Source organism: Hydrogenophaga sp. (assembly GCF_018780075.1).
Classification (GTDB): Bacteria; Pseudomonadota; Gammaproteobacteria; order Burkholderiales; family Burkholderiaceae_C; genus Hydrogenophaga.
On record NZ_JADMKB010000053.1, the window covers coordinates 1 to 3,168 of the forward strand.

At 66.4% G+C, this 3,168-nt stretch carries 3 protein-coding genes; 2 read left to right on the forward strand and 1 reads right to left on the reverse strand.

Annotated features, from left to right (window positions below; translation table 11 throughout):
• A partial coding sequence (locus tag IV088_RS11370) for an acyl-CoA dehydrogenase family protein (RefSeq protein ID WP_291101927.1) occupies positions 1–868 on the reverse strand: 868 nt, incomplete at its 3' end.
• A 190-nt stretch (positions 869–1,058) separates the two neighbouring features.
• On the opposite strand from IV088_RS11370, the gene IV088_RS11375 reads away from it, so the two are divergent.
• Positions 1,059–2,264 (forward strand): acetyl-CoA C-acetyltransferase, encoded by a 1,206-nt coding sequence (locus tag IV088_RS11375; RefSeq protein ID WP_291101929.1) that lies wholly within the window; start codon positions 1,059–1,061, stop codon positions 2,262–2,264.
• 21 nt (positions 2,265–2,285) lie between these two features.
• Positions 2,286–3,168: enoyl-CoA hydratase/isomerase family protein (locus IV088_RS11380; RefSeq protein ID WP_291101930.1), on the forward strand; the 883-nt coding region annotated here is incomplete at its 3' end.

A 3,168-nucleotide genomic window follows, 5' to 3' on the forward strand; every position in this document is an offset into this window, starting at 1 on the left:
GGGTGTAGCGCGTGTTCTGGTAGCTGCCCACGGCCTGGCCAAACACCTTGCGGTCCTTCACGTACTGCACCGTCCAGTCGATCGCCGCCTGCGCCGCGGCCACCGCGCCAATGGCGATCTGCAGCCGCTCCCAGGGCAGCTGCTCCATCAGGCAGATGAAGCCCCGGCCCTGGAACGCCTCGCCACCCAGCAGGTTGTCCGCCGGTACCCTGACATTGTCGAAGAACAGCTCGGACGTGTCCTGCGCCTTCATGCCCAGCTTCTTCAGGCGCTTGCCCTTGCTGAAGCCGGGCGTGCCCTGCTCCACCAGCAGCAGGCTGGTGCCTTTGGCGCCCGCAGCAGGGTCGGTCTTGGCGACCACGATGACCAGATCGGCGTGCCAGCCGTTGGTGATGAAGGTCTTGCTTCCGTTGAGCAGGTAGCTGCCGTCCGCCTGCTGGATGGCGGTGGTCTTCACGCCCTGCAGGTCGCTGCCGGCGGCGGGCTCGCTCATGGCGATGGCGCCCACCATCTCGCCGGTGGCCAGCAGCGGCAGGTATTTTTTCTTCTGCGCTTCGGTGCCGTAGTGCAGGATGTACGGCGCCACGATCTCGCTGTGCAGGCCAAAGCCGATGCCGCTGACTCCGGCGCGCGCGATCTCCTCCATCTGAGCCACCGAGTACAGCTTGTCGGCCCCGGCGCCACCGTATGCCTCCGGCATGGTCATGCAGAGAAAACCGTTTTCGCCGGCGGCGCGCCAGACGGCGCGGTCCACGTAGCCCTGCTCCTCCCAGCTGTCGTGGAACGGGGTGATTTCCTTCTCCACGAAGCGGCGAAAGCTGTCGCGAAAGGCTTCGTGGTCGGCGTTGAACAGGCTGCGTTCGATCATGGTGTCACCTATCAGACTGGGTCGGTTGATTTACACAAAGCAAATGCTTGGTAAAAGTCTATACTGATCCGATCGTCCGGACCACCCGGAGAAATCCCCGAGGAGACACCATGAGCCCCCACGTTCACATGCGTTCACTGCCCCCCGAGGGGGCTCTGGCCTCCTTGAAGCGGTTCTGCGGAGGCCAGCCATGAGCGAAGCTTTCGTTTACGACGCCATCCGCACGCCGCGCGGCAAGGGCAAGAAGGACGGCAGCCTGCACGAGGTCAAGCCCGTCAACCTGCTGGCCGGTCTGCTGACCGAACTGCAGCGCCGCAATGACCTGGACACCGCTGCGGTGGACGACGTGGTCATGGGCGTGGTCTCGCCGATTGGCGAGCAGGGTTCGGTGCTGCCCAAGGTGGCCGCGCTCAAGGCCGGTTGGGACTGGCGCTGCGCGGGCGTGCAGCTCAATCGCTTCTGCGCCTCGGGTCTGGAGGCAGTGAACCTGGCCGCCATGAAGGTGAAAAGCGGCTGGGAAGACCTAGTGGTCGCCGGCGGCGTGGAGAGCATGAGCCGCGTGCCGATCGGCTCCGACGGCGGCGCCTGGGCGCAGGACCCGGAGACCAACAGCGCCACGCTGTTCGTGCCGCAGGGCATCGGCGCGGACCTGATCGCCACCCTGAGCGGCTTCAGCCGGGCCGACGTGGACGCCTTCGCGCTGGAGTCGCAAAAACGCGCCACCGCCGCACGCGCCGCCGGCTACTTTGACCGCTCGGTGGTCGCGGTGAAAGATCCGCTGGGCCAGACCATCCTGGACAAGGACGAGTTCATCAAACCCGGCACCACGATGGAAGGCCTGGGCGGTTTGAAGCCAGCCTTCGAACAGCTGGGTGCCATGGGCTTCGACGCCGTGGCCCTGCAGCGCTACCCGCAGGTCGAGCGCATCCACCACATGCACCACGCGGGCAACTCCTCGGGCATCGTGGACGGCGCGGCCGCCATCCTGATCGGCAGCGAAGCCGCGGGCAAGACCCACGGCTTCACGCCACGCGCGCGCATCGTCTCGGTTGCGCTCTCGGGCGCCGACCCGACCATCATGCTCACCGGCCCCATGCCGGCCGCGCGCAAGGCGCTGGCCAAGGCGGGCCTGACCATCGATCAGATCGACCTGTTCGAGATCAACGAGGCCTTCGCCGCCGTGCCCATGAAGTTCATGCAGGAGATGGGCGTGCCGCACGAAAAGGTGAACGTCAACGGCGGCGCCATCGCGCTGGGGCATCCGCTCGGCGCGACGGGCGCCATGATCCTGAACACCGTCATCGATGAACTGCACCGCAGGCAGCTGCGCTATGGCCTCGCCACGCTCTGCGTCGGCGGCGGCATGGGCATTGCCACCATCGTTGAACGCATCTGAACGACAGCGGAGACCACGAACATGATCACCAAAACCATCCGCTACGAACTCGCCAACGGCATCGCCACCATCACCTTCGACGAGCAGGGTTCCCCGGTCAACACCATGTGCCTGCAGTGGCAGGACGACCTGGACGCCATCGCTGCGCAGGTGGTGAAGGACAAGGCGCAGCTCAAAGGCATCGTGCTCGCCTCGGCCAAGAGCACCTTCTTTGCCGGCGCCGACCTCAAGGGTGTGATGCGCTCGACCGCGGCCGACGGCCCGCGCGTGTTCACCGAGATTGAGCGCATCAAGCGCAATTTCCGCACCATCGAGACGCAGGGCGTGCCGGTGGTGAGCTGCCTCAACGGCGCGGCGCTGGGCGGAGGCTGGGAAGTGGCCCTGGTTGGCCACCACCGCATCGCCGTCAACCACCCCAAGGTCCAGTTCGGCCTGCCCGAGATCACGCTGGGCCTGATCCCCGGCGGCGGTGGCATCACCAAGATGACGCGCGTGCTCGGCCTGATGGCCGCGCAGCCGTACATCCTGGAGAGCAAGCTGTTTGGCCCCGAAGAGGCGCTGAAGATCGGCGTGGTGCACGAACTGGTCGCCACGCCGGAGGAACTGATGCCGCGCGCGCTGGCCTTCATCGAATCCGCGCAAGGCAAGCCCGAGGCCTGCCAGCACATGTGGGACCGAAAGGACTACAAGATGCCCGGCGGCACGCCGAGCAACCCCAAGATCGCCGGCATGCTGAGCGTGGCGCCTGCGGTGCTCAAGCAGAAGACGCGCGGCCTCTACCCCGCGCCCGAAGCCGCCCTGGCCGCCATGGTCGAGGGCGCGATGGTCGACTTCGACACCGCCATGCGTGTGGAAAGCCGCTACCTGGCCGGGCTGATGACCAGCGGCGTGGCCAAGAACATGA

What these genes read in the sequence shown, in the direction of transcription:
- IV088_RS11375 (WP_291101929.1), top strand. Translation starts at nt 1,059, where the DNA reads ATGAGCGAAGCTTTCGTTTACGACGCCATCCGCACGCCGCGCGGCAAG.